The organism is Paenibacillus sp. GSMTC-2017, assembly GCF_016019935.1.
Lineage (GTDB): Bacteria > Bacillota > Bacilli > Paenibacillales > Paenibacillaceae > Pristimantibacillus.
Window position 1 is genome coordinate 533977 of sequence record NZ_JAECMT010000001.1, and the last position, 15568, is coordinate 549544.

Sequence of the window (15568 nt, forward strand, 5' to 3'; positions counted from 1 at the left end):
TCCTTCCACCATAGACGTTCATGTAAGCTCCCAATACTCCAAATGAGTTGATCTTTGCTTATAGCGGACCGCCCGACTTTATGAACAACATTAGAAATTTTACCATAGATAAGCTCACAAATCAACACGTTTATTCTACATACCATATTCATGTATACTATAATGACGAAAGTAGTCAAATGGAGGTGCACATTGTTGCAACAGCACATCGGGCATTGTCGGAAGCAAATGCCAAACAGATTTATTTATTGGAGCACACTTATTGTATTATCTCTTGTAGTCGTCCTTACCAGTATTCCTACTTTAGCTCATTCCAATACCTACCGTGATACTGCGGGGCATTGGGCTAGTTCACACATTGATTGGGCTTTAAAAGAAAACATTATTCAAGGTTATGAAGATGGTACTTTTAAGCCAAACAAACCAATAAACGAGGCTGAATTTCTTGCTATGTTAATGAGAGCTTATAATGTTGCTCCAACAATTTCTGAAGTGCAAGGTAGCGATTGGCACAAACCTTATTATACATATGCTCAATCATTAGGCTGGCCAAGTACATTTAACAACGAACGCGGCAACTTTCAGAGAGGACATGCTGCTTTGTTAATGGCTTCTGCTGCAAATGGTAAACCGTTTGACATGAAAGCTGCTATTCAGTGGCTACTTGACGAAGGCATTTCCAAAGGCCGCACAGCAGCTACAGTCAATGGTTTCGCTGCAAACGAATCCATTACTCGTGCTGAAGCACTAACTTTTTTGTACAAGTTAAAAGAGCATAGCGGTAACTTGTCTACGACAAAAATTATTCAGAACCAAACGACACTTCATACTATCGCAATAAACGATCATGTTGAGAAACTTCTTTTTGTACTAGGGAAGCCACTTCGAATTGATCCAAGCGAATACGACTACAAATGGTATGTGTACAATTTAGACAAAAATAATTACAAGCAATATGCCTTATTCGGTGTACTAAACAATAAAGTAGTTGCTCTATATGCCAACACACCAAATCATTGGTCGAACCATGACGGGATCAAACTAGGCCAATCCATAACAGAAGCAAAAAGCAAAATAAATGGTGAAGAAAACATAAAAGAAGATGCCACTTATTATGCCTACACAAAAAACGGAATTCGTATCACTCTTTTTATTGATGCACATATGAAAGGTCAAGTCGTTGGCATACTTCAACAAGTTGATGGACTTAAAAAATATGAGTTTTCTTCATTAAAAGAAGAACATCGAATTGCAATGGAGAAGCAATTATTCGAGTTAGTCAATTCTGAGCGAGCGAAACGTGGTATTAGTTTATTGCAAACAGACTCTCTTGCTAGTGCAGCGGCTAAAGCACATAGTGAAGATATGATGAAAAACAATTATTTTAATCATAAAAACTTGGATAAGGAAACGCCTTTTGATCGTATGAGAGCAAGAGGTATAACATTCAGTATCGCTTCAGAAAATATTGCAGCTGGCTTTGCAAACAGTATATTCGCCCATTATAATTTACTCAATTCGACTACTGGCCATAGGGACACGATATTAAATGGTGATTTACAGCGACTAGGGACGGGCGTTGCGTTCGGCGGACGTTATAAGGTTTATTATACACAAGAATATTACACGCCTTTAGAGAGCAACTAGTAACGACAAATAAGGGAATGCAGCCTCCGATGGAGACCGCATTCCCTTATTGTTGTTCTACCTTCGTATTAGCGGCCATAGTAGCCAACCAATGACGTTCTTTTTTTGTTAACTCAGCGTCTTTAAGTAAATCAGGTCGACGTTGCAGTGTCCGTAGCAATGATTGCTCTCTGCGCCATAAATCAATTTTGGCATGATGACCGGAAACAAGAATATCCGGCACAGTCCAACCACGAAACTCCGCAGGTCTTGTATAATGCGGGTATTCCAGAAGACCTGTACTATAAGAATCTGTAACAGCTGACGTTTCATTTCCTAATACACCTGGAAGCAAACGAACGACACTATCAATAACGGTCATCGCAGGAATTTCCCCACCAGTTAATACATAATCACCAACTGACAGCTCGTCCGTCACCAAATATTTGCGAATCCGCTCGTCATAACCTTCGTAGTGCCCACAGATGAGTACAAGATGCTCTTCTCCTGCTAGTTCTTCTGCTTTACGCTGTGTAAACTGTTCGCCCTGAGGGCACATAAGAATAACGCGTGGTTTCTTATTGGGGTCAATTTGAAGATCCTCAACAGCTGCGAATACGGGCTCGGGTTTAAGCACCATTCCCCCGCCGCCACCATAAGGGTAATCATCTACCGTATTATGTTTGTTGTTCGAATAATTACGGAAGTTGATCGCTTGAAGGGATACGATTCCTTTATCTTTAGCTTTCCCTAAAATACTCGCACCGAAAACACCATCGAACATTTCAGGAAACAACGTAAGTACGTCAATTTTCATCGTTTAGATCAATCCTTCCATCAAATGAACCGTTACCTTCTTATCCGTAACATTCACTTGAAGCACCACTTCATCTATAACTGGAATAAGGATTTGGTTACCTTTTCCTTTTGGACGATCGACGACCCAAACATCGTTTGCTCCAGGGCTCAAGATCTCTGAAATAACGCCCAAACTTTCGCCTTCTTCCGTTACAACTTCACAGCCAATAATTTGATGGTAATAATATTCGCCGTCTTCGAGTGCCCCTTGCTCAGCCTCTGAAATCTTTAGTGCCCAACCTTTATATTTTTCAACATCGTTAATGTTATTAAAACCTTCAAGTTTCAAAATATAAATGTTTTTTTGCTCACGGGAACTTACAATTTTCACTTCACGGGATTGTCCAGTCGCCTCATTAATCATGAGCAACTTTTTGCCAACTGCAAACCGTTCTTGTGCAAAGTCCGATTGAGACAACACCTTTACATCTCCACGAATACCATGCGTATTGACTATGTTTCCAACTGTGAACCATTTCTCGCTCATTAAATCAGTCCTTCTTCGGTTAGTTATATCTATTATAACACGCAAAAGAGGGCCAGGACATTCATCCCAACCCTCAACTCTGCTTGTTGCTTATGAAATTATATCAACAATGACACGCTTGTTCGACTTTACAGAAGCAGAAGTCACAACTGTACGCATCGCTTTAGCAATACGTCCTTGTTTTCCGATTACTTTTCCTACGTCCTCGGGGTGAACTGAAAGCTCGTAAATCGTGCTGCGGTCATCATCCTTCACGCCAACTCGCACGTCATCCGGATGATCCACCAAAGCCTTCGCTATGACAAGAATTAATTCTTTCATCTCAAAGCCTCCTGCTCTTCAACAATTACTTCTGTTGTTTTAGCTCGTGGAACTTCTTCATAACACCTGCTTTGGAAAGCAAGTTGCGAACAGTGTCAGATGCTTGCGCACCAGTTTGTAGCCATTTCAAAGCTTTCTCTTCGTCAATGCTGACTTGAGCTGGCTGAGCAACTGGATTGTAAGTACCGATTTCTTCAATAAAACGTCCATCACGTGGGGAACGGGAATCCGATACAACTACGCGGTAGAAAGGTGCTTTGTGAGCGCCCATACGTTTCAAACGAATACGTACTGCCATGATAATTCACCTCCTTCTAAAAGAATTAAACTCTATATGATCCGTTAGTCAAACTTATTAAAACGGGAACTTCATTTTGTTGCCAATCATGCCCTTAAGCCCTTTTTTGCCGCCTTTTAGAAGACCTTTTGGTCCTTTTGGACCCATCATGGACGAGAACTGTTTCATCATCTTGCGCATATCGTCAAATTGCTTAATGAGACGATTTACTTCAACGATGGTTGTACCACTTCCAGCTGCTACACGTCTACGTCTGCTGTTGTTAAGAAGTTCTGGCTTTTCTTTCTCTTCCTTCGTCATAGAACGAACGATGGCTTCGATGCGGCCTAGTTGCTTCTCATCTACTTTGAGATCTTTCATGCCGCCCTTCATCTTGTTCATGCCAGGCAACATATCCATAATTTGATCGAGCGGGCCAAGCTTACGTACCTGCTCCATTTGGTCAAGGAAATCATCAAAAGTAAATTCTGCATTACGCATCTTACGTTCCATCTCTGCCGCTTTCTCAGCATCGATTCCGGATTGTGCCTTCTCGATAAGAGATAACATATCTCCCATACCTAAAATACGTGAAGCCATACGTTCCGGGTGGAACGGTTCAAGCGAGTCGATCTTTTCGCCCATTGCTGCGAATTTGATCGGACGACCTGTTACTGCCTTGACGGACAACGCAGCACCGCCTCGCGTATCTCCGTCTAGCTTTGTTAACACAACTCCTGTCAACTCAAGCTGTTCATGAAAGCTTTGCGCTACATTAACAGCATCTTGACCAGTCATCGCATCAACGACAAGAAGTACTTCATCAGGTTTTACATTCTCATGAATTTGTTTCAATTCTTCCATCAGCGCTTCATCAATGTGAAGACGACCCGCTGTATCGAAAATGACGTAATCATTGCCATTTTCCTTAGCATGTTGCAAACCTGCTTTTGCGATTTCAACAGGTGATGTCTTATCACCAAGTGAAAACACTGGAGCTTTAATTTGCTCGCCAAGTACTTGCAATTGCTTAATCGCAGCTGGGCGATAAATATCGCAGGCTACGAGAAGCGGTCTATGATTGCCCTTTTGAAGCAACTTAGCCAGCTTTCCGGAAGTTGTTGTTTTACCTGCACCTTGCAAACCGACCATCATGATTACAGTTGGTGGCTTGTTCGATCTAGCAAGTTTCGATTGAGTTCCACCCATTAGCTCGGTAAGCTCTTTGTTTACGATGTCGATGATGACCATGCCAGGTGTAAAGCTTTTGGTTACTTCTAACCCGATGGCTTGATCCTTCACCTTTGCGATGAAGTCTTTAACGACTTTAAAGTTAACATCGGCTTCCAGAAGCGCTAGGCGAACCTCACGCATTGCATCGTTAACATCGGCTTCCGAAACTTTGCCTTTGCCCTTCAGCTTGCTGAATACATTTTGTAGCCGATTGCTTAAGCTTTCAAATGCTGCCATGAACTATCGCCTCCTTCTCTTGCCGTTCCTTCTGACGCTTTGAATTGCCCAATGGCTTCAATTAGCGACTGTTTATCCCATTCATTCGTTACTAAGGCGTTAACATCTCTTTCAAGCCGATCTGTTAACTCCATTAACCGTTCATGTTTGGCGTGCAAGGCTAGTTTACTTTCATAACCTTCCAAAGCTTGTTCGGCCCGCTTTATATTATCGTAGACTGCCTGACGGCTAATCCCGAATTCCGAAGCGATTTCTCCTAAAGAGAAATCATCGTGATAATAATAAGTAAGTATTGTACGCTGCTTTTCAGTCAACAGGCTTTCGTAGAAGTCGAACAGCAAATTAATTCTTGTCGTTCTAGCTAAGGCATCTGGTTCATTCACCTTTAACGCCTCCTTCACTCGGCCCTTGATTATGCTGTCAAGGCAAAAACCTTTACAGCACTTCAACGACTCTTATCATACACGATGACAAATGCCACTGTCAAGTCTTTTACCTTGTCAGTTAAAAAATGAGTTTATGTTTCCGATTGCTCGTCCTCTTGTTTAATTAGACCAGCGAACAATGCATGTACAAATTGCTCTGAATCAAATTGCTGCAAGTCACCCATTTTTTCTCCTAAACCTACTAACTTAACAGGTAAATTGAGTTCATTGCGGATGGCAATAACGATGCCGCCCTTTGCTGTACCATCAAGCTTTGTGAGCACAAGTCCAGTAACACCGCTCTTTTCACCGAACAACTTCGCCTGGCTAAGTGCATTTTGTCCCGTTGTTGCATCAAGAACAAGAAGAACTTCATGAGGTGCATCAGGCAATTCGCGTTGAATAACGCGGAATATTTTGTTTAGCTCCTCCATCAAGTTTGATTTATTCTGAAGTCTTCCTGCCGTATCGCACAGAAGAACATCAACACCGCGTTGCTTAGCTGCATGAACAGCATCAAACATTACAGCAGCAGGATCCGAACCGGATGATTGTTTAATAACATCTACGCCAACTCGTTCTCCCCATACTTCCAATTGCTCAATGGCACCTGCACGGAAAGTATCTCCTGCAGCCATCAACACTTTTTTGCCCTCACTTTTAAATTTGTGAGCAAGTTTACCGATTGTTGTTGTTTTGCCGACGCCGTTCACACCTACAAAGAGAATGACTGTAATTTCTCCGTTTGGTGCCATACGAAGATCAGATCGATCATCACCTTTTAGTAGTCCAATTAGCTTCTCGGACAATATTGGCTGTAATTCAGCAGCATCTTCGATTTTACGTTTCTTCACTTCCACACGTAATTCATCGATGAGCGTCATAACCGTATTTACGCCTACGTCTGCGCCAATCAATATTTCTTCTAGTTCCTCGTAAAACTCTTCATCGATCTTTTTACGTCGAGTAATAAGTTCCTCAACCTTCTCCACAAATGCTGTACGAGTTTTTTCTAGTCCTTCTTTAAATACATTTGTGACCGCCTCCGCTTTGGATGCGATACTTTCCTTCAGCCTCTTAAAAAAACTCATTATAGCCGTTCCTCCATCCATACTTGAAGCGTCCAATCACGATTGTCACGCTAGTAACTTGTTATGCTGATACTGACTCTTCTTCCTCCATACGAACCGAAACAAGTTTTGAAACGCCGCCTTCCTCCATTGTAACTCCATAGAGCACATCGGCTTCCTCCATTGTACCTTTTCGATGAGTAACTACAATAAATTGTGTAAGCTCCGAAAACTCGCGCAAGTACTGAGCGAATCTTGAAACGTTAGCTTCATCGAGCGCTGCTTCAACTTCATCGAGTACACAGAATGGTACAGGCTTAACTTGTAAAATTGCAAATAATAATGCTATTGCTGTTAATGCCCTTTCTCCACCCGATAATAGCTGCAAGTTTTGCAACTTCTTACCCGGAGGCTGTGCGACGATATCGATGCCCGTGTCTAACACACGATCGGGTTCAACCAAGATCAAATCAGCACGTCCACCACCGAACAACTTACTGAATACGACGACAAAATGAGATCTAATCGCTTCAAATGTCGTTTTGAATCGTTTCGACATCTCGTCGTCCATTTCTTTGATAACTTGGTAAAGCGTAGTTTTCGCTTCGACTAAATCATTTTTTTGCTCGAATAGGAATTGATATCTTTCCTTCACTCGATCGTATTCTTCGATTGCACCTAAGTTAACATCACCAAGTGCACTAATTTGACGCCTTATATCGCGAACGTCATTTTGTGTGCCCAGAACATCTTCCGGAAGAGGATACTGTTCCTTGGCTAATTCATAGCTAAGTTCGTATTCTTCACTTAATTTGCGTAACAAGTTGTCCAGCTCAACATCTTGTCGGTTCACTGCGATTTCAGTGCTACGCATCTGTTCTTCAACTGAACGAAGTCTAGTCCGCTGTTCCTTCGTCTCGCTCTCACCTTGTTCAAGCTCTGAGATACGTTTCGCTCTAGCTGATCTTTTCAAATCAGTCTGCTCTGCGCAGTTCGCTTTTTTGATTCGCAAATCGTTCAGTTGTGCAATTTGAGCTATGCTCTCTTCACTATGCCTGCCGAGCTCCACTTCTTGTTGAGCTGCCAAAGATCGTAAATTCGACAAATCCTGTTTTGCACTCTGAACATCCGTTCTTACACGATCAGCTTGATCTTGGAAGCTAAGTTTTTCTTGATCAGTTTTCGCTACTGCAATCTTAATATCCGTCAATTGACCTTGAAGTTCCTCTTTGGCAGATTCACTTTCTTTGCGTCGTTCCTCAGCCAAACGAATCGCTTCTTGTAGTCTTGCTTCATCTAATGTCAACTGCTCAAGCTTAATTTTCGCAGTTGCAGCAGCCTCTTGAATCTTTTGCTCCTCTTCAATATGAGTACTTTTATCTGAGGTTGATAGCTGGCTCTGCTCCATAAGATGTTTTTCTTCCGATTTGAGCTGTTGAAGCTCCGCATGGATACCCTGTTCTTGGATACGTCCTTGCTCCGATTGCGTCCGGAGTTCCTCCATGTTTTGGGAACGAATAGCATTTTCTTTGCGTAGATCACTAAGTTTGTTCCTCAGCTCCACTACTGTTGTTTTAGCATCTTTAATTTCTTGATCAAGCGCCTCAATTTGACGACCTCTGCCGAGCAAACTAGCGCCTTTCTTTTGCAAACTTCCGCCTGTCATCGAACCACCTGCATTGACGACATCGCCTTCAAGTGTCACGATACGGTAGCGATATTGGCATTTGGACGCAATACGATTCGCTTGTTCCAACGTCTCCGCTAACATAACATTACCGAGCAAATTATTAATAATCGCCTGATAACGATCATCACATTGCACTAAATCTGCGGCAACACCGATAAAGCCTTCAATCGACGCAGCCATTCGTTTGTCACTGTCAGGTACCATACGTCCACGAATGACATCAAGCGGTAAGAAGGTTGCTCGTCCAAGTTGTCTCTGCTTTAAAAAAGAAATCGCTGTTCGCGCTGTTCGTTCATCTTCCATAACGATGTGTTGAAGTGCTCCACCAAGTGCTGTTTCTACAGCAACTTCAATACGTTCAGGCACTCGCATAAGTTCAGCAACCGCGCCATGAACACCTTCAAGTGCTCCAGAACCTCTACGTGCAGACTTAAGTACTTCTTTAACACCCTGCATAAAACCGTCAAGCGCGTCTTGCATTTCTTTCATCGTGTCACGTCTAGAAATATGACTGTCCAGCTTCTGCTCCCACTTGCGTATAGCAGACATAATGTCATCTAAATGTTGTGCAAGCGACTTCATTTGTCCTGACTCTTCTAACATACGATTTCTCGTCTGCTCAAGCTTCTCAATGGTTTCTATTAGAGCTGATTCCAAATCCGAGCGACGTTTGGCAAGTTTAGCTCCTTGCTCTGACCACTTTAATTCATCTTCGCTAATTCTCTCCATGCGCCGCTGCAGTGTTTCTTGTTGCTGCGTCGCATAACGAATCTCATTACGAACTTGGGCCATACTACTAAGAATGTCCAAAAGTTCGCCTTTCAGCTTCTCCTCAGCATCTATAACAGCTCCACCAGCAACTCCAATTAGATTAGCTTCTTCATAAGCAAGCTTCGTACGCAAATCAGCAAGTTCAAGTTCAAGTGTTGCAGCACGACTTCTAAACTCGGCTTCATTTTTCGTAAGTGCAGTAATACGAGTATCTTGAACAGCAATCGATTCTTCAAGTTGACGTTTGTTTTGCTCCAAATTACGTTTCCGCTCTTTCAGAACTTCACCATATCCTTCACATTTCTCCGCGTCCTCACTAATTTGAAGCATGGATTCATGCAAATTGTCCAGTTCAAGCTCAAGTCCTCGCAGTTGCTGCCGATCTTGTTCAAGATGAGCATCATGTTTGTTAACAACTGTCGATAATTGAAGCTGTTCTTCTTGGAGCTTCCCGAGCTTATCGGTTGCCTCAGACCATGATTGATGTACCGTCTCTATATTATGTACGTACATGGAAATTTCTTTAGATTTGAGCTGCTCCTTCAAAGCTTTGAAGTGTATAGCTTTCTCCGACTGCTTCCGCAGTGGTTCAACCTGATCTTCAAGCTCTGTCACTAGATCATGAATCCGCAGCAAATTTTGCTCCGTCTCATCCAGTTTTTTTTGTGCCTCACGTTTGCGCGACTTATATTTGACTATACCCGCCGCTTCCTCGAATATTCCTCTACGATCCTCTGAACGTGTACTTAATATTTCCTCAATACGTCCTTGACCAATAATCGAATATGCTTCTTTACCGATACCTGTATCCATAAACAATTCCGTAATATCTCTTAGACGGCATGGTTGTTTATTAATCAAATATTCACTATCTCCGCTACGATGAACCCTTCTAGTTACCGTAACTTCGTTATACTCTAGCGGCAATGCCCCGTCCGTATTATCCAAGGTCAATGACACCTCACCGTAATTGACTGCTTTACGCGCGTCACTTCCAGCGAATATAATATCCTCCATTTTGCCACCACGAAGACTTTTGGCACTTTGCTCCCCTAGAACCCAGCGGATGCCATCGGATATGTTACTTTTCCCGGAGCCATTCGGCCCAACTACCGCTGTAATTCCGGTTACAAATTCCAATTCCGTCTTGTCGGCGAAGGATTTAAAACCTGCTAATTCAATCCGTTTCAAAAACATGGCTTGGCTTTCACCTCACCCACCATTGTATCACAAATTTGTTATTTGCGTTAATCATTTCACTACCTTGGCTACCCTCCAATATATAACTTTAGTCCCATATTTCAAGCGCTTATTGCATACTCTATTCCAAAAAAATCCCCTCCAGCCAAACGACCGGAAGGGATTACATAATTACTATACATACATAACCGTTCAAGCATTTGAATGCGGATATGTAAGCTACTAAGTTTGTGAAAGTTTGTTCCACGCTTCGGCTGCAGCTCTTTGCTCTGCTTCCTTCTTTGTACGTCCAGCCCCTACACCATAACGTTCCTCGCCAAGACTAACCTCGACAACAAACTCTCTATCGTGAGCAGGCCCTCTTTCTTCCAAAATTCGGTATTCCACAGGACCAAGACCATAATGCTGAGAACGTTCTTGAAGCTTAGATTTAGCATCCTTCATAAGTAAGCCAAAATCATTTGATTCTATGTACGGGAACATATGAGCTTCTAGAAAAACTCTTGTACGTTCAATACCTGCATCAAGGAATATCGCTCCAATAAAGGATTCAAACAAATCTGCAAGTAGTGCTTGCCGATGTCTTCCTCCTAGTTGCTCTTCTCCACGTCCCAGTAGAACATGTTTTCCGAGCTCAAGCCTTTCTGCGAAATATGCGAGCGATGGCTCACATACAACCGATGCACGCATCCTTGTTAATTCACCTTCAGGACGCTTCGGATAAGTATTGAACAAATATTCAGAGACAAGTAGCTGAAGCACTGCATCTCCTAGAAACTCTAGTCGTTCATTATCTTGTACGAAGCCGCGTTTATGTTCATTTACATAGGAAGTGTGCGTGAATGCTTGCCTTAATAACTTCGTGCGCTTGAAAGCGAGCTGCAGCGTCTGCTGCAGCTCGTCAAAGTTGTCATTCTTCATATGCTTTCATCACGATCGTCGCGTTATGTCCACCAAATCCAAATGAATTGGAAAGGGCAACCTTTACATTCGCCTCACGCGGTTTGTTTGGTACATAATCCAAGTCAAACTCTGGATCCTGATTGTCCAGATTTATCGTTGGTGCAATGATGCTGTTTTTCAGTGTTAGCCCAAGAATTACCGCTTCTACACCGCCAGCCGCGCCAAGCAAGTGACCAGTCATCGATTTCGTCGAGCTGATTGCTACTTTATAAGCATGCTCTCCAAACGTTTTCTTAATAGCAGTTGTTTCAGAACGATCACCAACAGGTGTTGACGTTCCATGTGCATTAATATAATCGATGTCCGACGGTTCAATTCCAGCATCCTTGATCGCCTTAGTCATACAACGTGCTGCTCCATCAGGATCAGGCTCAGTCATATGATGAGCGTCACCGCTCATTCCATAGCCGATAACTTCTGCGTAGATTTTGGCACCGCGCGCCTTTGCGTGTTCGAGTGATTCAAGAACGAGAACGCCTGCACCTTCGCCCATAACGAAACCATCGCGGTCAACGTCGAACGGACGACTTGCCTTATGAGGCTCGTCATTACGCACTGACATTGCTCTCATAGAACAGAAACCAGCCATTCCAGTTGGACGGATCGTTGCTTCCGCACCGCCTGCGAGCATAACGTCAGCATCGCCGCGTTGAATCATTTTGAAAGAATCACCAATGGAGTGAGTCCCTGTTGCACATGCAGTAACTGCAGTGCTGTTAGGTCCTTTTGCGCCAGTTAACATCGACACTTGGCCGGATGCCATATTAGCAATCATCATCGGGATAAAAAATGGACTAACTCGTTTTGGACCTTTCTCTAGAAGGATATTATGCTGATCCTCCCAAGTACCAAGTCCGCCGATGCCGGAGCCGATCATTACACCTACACGTTCTGGATCAGCGTTTTCACCGATTTGAAGACCAGCATCTTGGACAGCAAGATTACTCGCTACTGCCGCAAATTGCACGAAACGATCCATTCGGCGCGCTTCTTTTCTATCCAAACCGTAGTCTTCTGGATTGAAGTTTTTGATCTCAGCAGCGATACGTGTTGGATATTCAGAAAAATCAAATGCCTCAACGACAGAAACACCAGATTTCCCTTCAAGCAAGTTACTCCAGAATTGCTCCAAATCAGAACCAAGCGAGGTCATAACCCCCATGCCTGTAACGACAACTCTTTGTTTCATTACATTCACCTCTGCAGACAGCGTATAGAAGACCGCTAGCGTAATCTTCATGTATATAAATAGCTAAAAAGCTTCATTATTTAAGTAAAATGTGAGATAAAGACAGTTAACATGGAGAGAAGTCCCGTCTGTTACGACGGGACTTGTCCATCCTTAGGTATGAGATTGTATGTAAGTTACAACTTCTCCCACCGTAGTGATTTTCTCTGCATCTTCATCAGAGATTTCCATATCAAACTCGTCTTCTAGCTCCATGACCAATTCTACAACGTCAAGAGAGTCAGCGCCGAGGTCATCTTTGAAAGAAGCTTCTAGTGTTACCTCTGCTTCGTCTACGCCTAGGCGGTCGATGACAATACGTTTAACGCGATCTACTACTTCAGACATCCGGTTCACCTCCTCCACCGTATTATACGAGAATTACTGATAAAATGCCAACTTTACCTTTTAGGTTAAGCAGTTTTAGAGCAGCAGTGCGTGCTACATATACATGCCGCCATCTACGTGAACGGTCTGTCCGGTCATATATGCAGCAGCGTCAGAAGCAAGGAATCGAACAACATTCGCGATGTCCGTAGCTTCTCCCAGACGCGCTAACGGGATCTGTCCAGACAACGTCTCTTTCATGTCATCCGACAATTTATCCGTCATTTCCGTTTGGATAAATCCTGGGGCAACACAGTTGACTGTAATACCGCGTGAAGACAACTCACGAGCACTAGCCTTCGTCAGGCCAATTACACCCGCTTTGGCAGCAACATAGTTAGCTTGACCCGGATTACCAAGAACGCCAACAACCGACGAAATATTAATAATACGACCAGAGCGTTGCTTCATCATCGAACGGGATACGGCTTTTATACCGTTAAAGACTCCTTTAAGATTCGTTTCGATTACTGAATCGAACTCCTCTTCCTTCATTCGCATAATTAGGTTATCTCTAGTAATACCAGCATTATTAACTAAAATATCTAGTGCTCCGAACTGCTCAAGCACATCTTTGACCATTGCATCAAACTCCGCTGCTTTACCAACATTTGCTTTAACGATGAATGCACGTCGTCCAAGCGCCTCTACAGCAGCAGCTGTCTCCGCAGCAGACGCTTCATTGCCAGAATAATTAATAGCAACATCTGCGCCCGCTTCCGCAAGAGCGATAGCAATGGCTCTTCCGATACCTCTCGATGCACCCGTAACGAGCGCCTTCTTGCCTTCCAAACTAGCAAACATAACATTTACCTCCGATATCGTTAATTGACCTGTAACGCTTCCAGCGCGGAAATGTTATTGATCGATATGATGCGAACATTTTTATCGATTTTTTTGATAAGTCCTGCCAGTACAGTACCTGAACCAATCTCAACAAACGTATCTACACCTTGCTCGAGCAAATAACGGATGCTATCCTCCCAAAGTACAGGCGAATACACTTGCTCTACTAGCAACTTACGAAGCTCGCTACCTTGGACTTCTTCACGTGCTGTTACATTCGCAACAACCGGAATCGAAGCATTGCCTACATTTACATTTGCAAGCGTACTTGCTAGTTGTTCAGCAGCAGGCTTCATTAAGGATGAATGGAACGGACCACTAACCTCTAGCGGAATGACCCGCTTTGCACCGGCTTCATCTTTGCCTCTTTCAACTACCGCTTGGACACCAGCAGCTGTACCAGACACTACGATCTGGCCTGGACAATTCACATTAGCAAGCTCAACTGCCGAACCTTCCGCCGAAATCGTTGTGCACAGACTAGCCAGCGCTTCACGTTCAGCGCCAAGTACAGCTGCCATCGCACCTTGTCCACTCGGAACAGCCTGCTCCATATACAATCCGCGGGCCCGAACTGTGCGAACGGCGTCCTTAAAAGAAAGAACGTCAGCTGCAACAAGAGCACTATACTCACCCAAACTATGGCCTGCTACGTAATCAGCCCTTAGTCCACTGCCTTCAAGCAACTTCAGGAAAGCAACACTAACAGTAAGCAGTGCTGGTTGAGTATTAGCCGTTTGTTTCAATAGCTCATCTGGACCGTCGAAGATCAGTGATTTCAAATCAAAGCCTAATGCTTCGTTTGCTTCATCGAAAATAATTCGGGCACTTTCGAACGTATCGTAAGCGTCTTTCCCCATTCCGACAACTTGAGCTCCTTGCCCTGGAAATACGAATGCCGTTTTAGTCAACGATTTCTCCCCCTACACCATGAACAACTTCATTGCAACTTATACATTTCTACCAAACTAGTACTGACGAACCCCATGTTAATCCGCCGCCGAAGCCAACGAATACGATACGGTCGCCTTCCTTAATCCGATTTTGCTCAACAGCTTCAGCTAGTGCAACCGGAATGGATGCAGCGGACATATTGCCGTAGTTGTGCAAATTAATCATCGCCTTCTCCTCAGGGAGGTTTAGACGATTCATTGCAGATTGAATAATGCGAATGTTAGCTTGGTGCGGAATAAGAAGATCGATATCTTCTTTGGTCATACCCGCTTTTGCAAGTGCATCTTCTGCCGCACTGCCCATAATACGAACCGCAAATTTGAATACATCGTTACCAGCCATATGAATAAAATGTTGTTTTGTCGATACACTTTCTTCAGAAGCAGGAATTCGTGAACCGCCACCGCTCACTTTCAGAAGTTCGCCGCCACTGCCATCTGCTCCAAGCTCGAAAGATTTGAAACCGCGTCCTTCAGCAACGTGGCCTAGAACGACTGCCCCTGCGCCATCTCCAAACAGGATGCAAGTATTACGATCAGTATAATCAGTGATGCGCGATAATGTTTCCGCCCCTACAACAAGTACATGCTTGTACATTCCAGAAGTAATCATACTTGACGCTGTTGCTAAGCCGTAGATGAAACCGGAGCAGGCAGCTGACAAATCGAATGCTGCCGCTTTGCTTGCACCTAACTTACTTTGCAATAAACAGGCCGTTGATGGAAAGAACATGTCCGGTGTAATCGTTGCAACGATAATTAAATCGATATCTTCAGCAGTCAGTCCTGCAGCTTCTATTGCGCGTTTGGATGCTTCCAGCGCAAGGTCGGAAGTCGCTTCCGAAGCTGCTGCCATTCTGCGTTCTTTAATTCCTGTACGCGTTACGATCCACTCGTCATTCGTTTCCACCATTTGTTCTAGATGTTGATTCGTTATAATACGTTCAGGCACATATTTGCCTGTTCCAATAATGCCTACAGGTTGCAAACTCATGT

The 15568-nt window shown here is 43.6% G+C and carries 15 protein-coding genes; 1 reads left to right on the forward strand and 14 read right to left on the reverse strand.

Annotated features, from left to right (window positions below; genetic code table 11):
• Positions 1-192 precede the first annotated feature (192 nt).
• Positions 193-1647, forward strand: a complete 1455-nt coding sequence (locus I6N90_RS02425) for an S-layer homology domain-containing protein (RefSeq protein WP_197933915.1) — start codon at positions 193-195, stop codon at positions 1645-1647.
• Positions 1648-1693: 46 nt separating this feature from the next.
• Here I6N90_RS02425 and trmD read toward each other — a convergent pair whose 3' ends face one another.
• From trmD to I6N90_RS02495, 14 genes are all read right to left on the reverse strand, one after another.
• Positions 1694-2443, reverse strand: a complete 750-nt coding sequence (gene trmD / locus I6N90_RS02430; RefSeq protein WP_197933916.1) for a tRNA (guanosine(37)-N1)-methyltransferase TrmD — start codon at positions 2441-2443, stop codon at positions 1694-1696.
• A gap of 3 nt (positions 2444-2446) precedes the next feature.
• Positions 2447-2971 (reverse strand): ribosome maturation factor RimM, encoded by a 525-nt coding sequence (rimM, locus tag I6N90_RS02435; RefSeq protein ID WP_197933917.1) that lies wholly within the window; start codon positions 2969-2971, stop codon positions 2447-2449.
• A gap of 90 nt (positions 2972-3061) precedes the next feature.
• Positions 3062-3292 (reverse strand): KH domain-containing protein, encoded by a 231-nt coding sequence (locus tag I6N90_RS02440; protein ID WP_197933918.1) that lies wholly within the window; start codon positions 3290-3292, stop codon positions 3062-3064.
• A 25-nt stretch (positions 3293-3317) separates the two neighbouring features.
• On the reverse strand, positions 3318-3590 hold the full coding sequence (rpsP, locus tag I6N90_RS02445) for a 30S ribosomal protein S16 (protein WP_197933919.1): 273 nt from the start codon (positions 3588-3590) through the stop codon (positions 3318-3320).
• A 57-nt stretch (positions 3591-3647) separates the two neighbouring features.
• Complete coding sequence (gene ffh / locus I6N90_RS02450) at positions 3648-5039, reverse strand: signal recognition particle protein (protein ID WP_197933920.1); 1392 nt, start codon at positions 5037-5039, stop codon at positions 3648-3650.
• The gene (locus I6N90_RS02455; protein ID WP_197933921.1) at positions 5018-5422 is read right to left on the reverse strand and encodes a putative DNA-binding protein; all 405 of its coding nucleotides are present in this window, start codon (positions 5420-5422) and stop codon (positions 5018-5020) included. Before I6N90_RS02455 ends, ffh begins: the two co-directional genes overlap by 22 nt.
• Positions 5423-5556: 134 nt before the next feature.
• Complete coding sequence (gene ftsY, locus I6N90_RS02460) at positions 5557-6555, reverse strand: signal recognition particle-docking protein FtsY (protein WP_197933922.1); 999 nt, start codon at positions 6553-6555, stop codon at positions 5557-5559.
• A 61-nt stretch (positions 6556-6616) separates the two neighbouring features.
• Complete coding sequence (gene smc / locus I6N90_RS02465; protein WP_197933923.1) at positions 6617-10192, reverse strand: chromosome segregation protein SMC; 3576 nt, start codon at positions 10190-10192, stop codon at positions 6617-6619.
• Between the two features lie 225 nt (positions 10193-10417).
• On the reverse strand, positions 10418-11116 hold the full coding sequence (rnc, locus tag I6N90_RS02470; protein ID WP_197933924.1) for a ribonuclease III: 699 nt from the start codon (positions 11114-11116) through the stop codon (positions 10418-10420).
• Positions 11106-12347 (reverse strand): beta-ketoacyl-ACP synthase II, encoded by a 1242-nt coding sequence (gene fabF / locus I6N90_RS02475; RefSeq protein WP_197934770.1) that lies wholly within the window; start codon positions 12345-12347, stop codon positions 11106-11108. Before fabF ends, rnc begins: the two co-directional genes overlap by 11 nt.
• Before the next feature lie 153 nt (positions 12348-12500).
• Complete coding sequence (acpP, locus tag I6N90_RS02480; protein WP_087572610.1) at positions 12501-12734, reverse strand: acyl carrier protein; 234 nt, start codon at positions 12732-12734, stop codon at positions 12501-12503.
• 93 nt (positions 12735-12827) lie between these two features.
• On the reverse strand, positions 12828-13577 hold the full coding sequence (fabG, locus tag I6N90_RS02485; protein ID WP_197933925.1) for a 3-oxoacyl-[acyl-carrier-protein] reductase: 750 nt from the start codon (positions 13575-13577) through the stop codon (positions 12828-12830).
• Between the two features lie 20 nt (positions 13578-13597).
• Entirely contained in the window at positions 13598-14530 is a 933-nt protein-coding gene (gene fabD, locus I6N90_RS02490) for an ACP S-malonyltransferase (RefSeq protein WP_197933926.1), read from the reverse strand.
• Positions 14531-14579: 49 nt separating this feature from the next.
• Positions 14580-15566, reverse strand: coding sequence for a beta-ketoacyl-ACP synthase III (locus I6N90_RS02495; protein ID WP_197933927.1), 987 nt, complete (start codon positions 15564-15566; stop codon positions 14580-14582).
• Positions 15567-15568: the final 2 nt, after the last annotated feature.

Bases quoted from the DNA above. Each gene is read 5' to 3' on its own strand.
- rpsP (WP_197933919.1), bottom strand. From the start codon at position 3,590: ATGGCAGTACGTATTCGTTTGAAACGTATGGGCGCTCACAAAGCACCT.
- smc (WP_197933923.1), bottom strand. From the start codon at position 10,192: ATGTTTTTGAAACGGATTGAATTAGCAGGTTTTAAATCCTTCGCCGAC.
- fabF (WP_197934770.1), bottom strand. From the start codon at position 12,347: ATGAAACAAAGAGTTGTCGTTACAGGCATGGGGGTTATGACCTCGCTT.
- I6N90_RS02495 (WP_197933927.1), bottom strand. From the start codon at position 15,566: ATGAGTTTGCAACCTGTAGGCATTATTGGAACAGGCAAATATGTGCCT.
- ftsY (WP_197933922.1), bottom strand. From the start codon at position 6,555: ATGAGTTTTTTTAAGAGGCTGAAGGAAAGTATCGCATCCAAAGCGGAG.
- rnc (WP_197933924.1), bottom strand. From the start codon at position 11,116: ATGAAGAATGACAACTTTGACGAGCTGCAGCAGACGCTGCAGCTCGCT.
- rimM (WP_197933917.1), bottom strand. From the start codon at position 2,971: ATGAGCGAGAAATGGTTCACAGTTGGAAACATAGTCAATACGCATGGT.
- I6N90_RS02440 (WP_197933918.1), bottom strand. From the start codon at position 3,292: ATGAAAGAATTAATTCTTGTCATAGCGAAGGCTTTGGTGGATCATCCG.
- ffh (WP_197933920.1), bottom strand. From the start codon at position 5,039: ATGGCAGCATTTGAAAGCTTAAGCAATCGGCTACAAAATGTATTCAGC.
- trmD (WP_197933916.1), bottom strand. From the start codon at position 2,443: ATGAAAATTGACGTACTTACGTTGTTTCCTGAAATGTTCGATGGTGTT.
- acpP (WP_087572610.1), bottom strand. From the start codon at position 12,734: ATGTCTGAAGTAGTAGATCGCGTTAAACGTATTGTCATCGACCGCCTA.
- fabG (WP_197933925.1), bottom strand. From the start codon at position 13,577: ATGTTTGCTAGTTTGGAAGGCAAGAAGGCGCTCGTTACGGGTGCATCG.